Origin of the sequence: Mycolicibacterium vulneris (assembly GCF_002104765.1) — a bacterium.
GTDB classification, from domain to species: Bacteria; Actinomycetota; Actinomycetes; order Mycobacteriales; family Mycobacteriaceae; genus Mycobacterium; species Mycobacterium vulneris.
The window spans coordinates 1-458 of sequence record NZ_NCXM01000107.1 but is presented as its reverse complement, the minus strand read 5'-3'; the positions used below and the strand labels follow the sequence as shown (position 1 = coordinate 458).

The following is a 458-nucleotide window of genomic DNA, read 5'->3' as shown; positions in this document are numbered from 1 at the left end:
AGCCGCCCGCCATGCAGCAGCGCACCGAAGATCTCCCACACCGAAAAGTCGAAGGCCAACGAATGACACTGCGACCATGCCCCCGCGCCCCGCAGCTCTTGGTCGGCATTCAGGGTCTCCAGCAGCCGGAGCACGTTCTGGTGCGCGACGGCCACGCCCTTGGGCACCCCGGTCGTGCCCGAGGTGTAAATCAGGTAGGCGACATTGTCCGGACCCGGCGCCGGCAGCGCTGTGCACGGGTAGCCAGGAATGCGAGGGTCGTCGACATCAATGACCGGCAATTGGCGCTGATCCAAGCGGCCGGCCAACTCGGCAGTGGTGATCGCGGCGACCGGTGCGGCATCGGCAACCATGAACTTCATTCGCGCCGCCGGGTGCGCAGGGTCGATCGCCAGATATGCCGCCCCGGTTTTGAGGACCGCCATGATCGCCACGACCGCCTTGGCCGACCGCGGCAA

Annotated in this window: 1 protein-coding gene; it reads right to left on the bottom strand. The window is 66.8% G+C overall.

Annotated features, from left to right (window positions below):
- A partial coding sequence (locus B8W69_RS29570) for an AMP-binding protein (protein ID WP_133058067.1) occupies window positions 1-458 on the bottom strand: 458 nt, incomplete at both ends.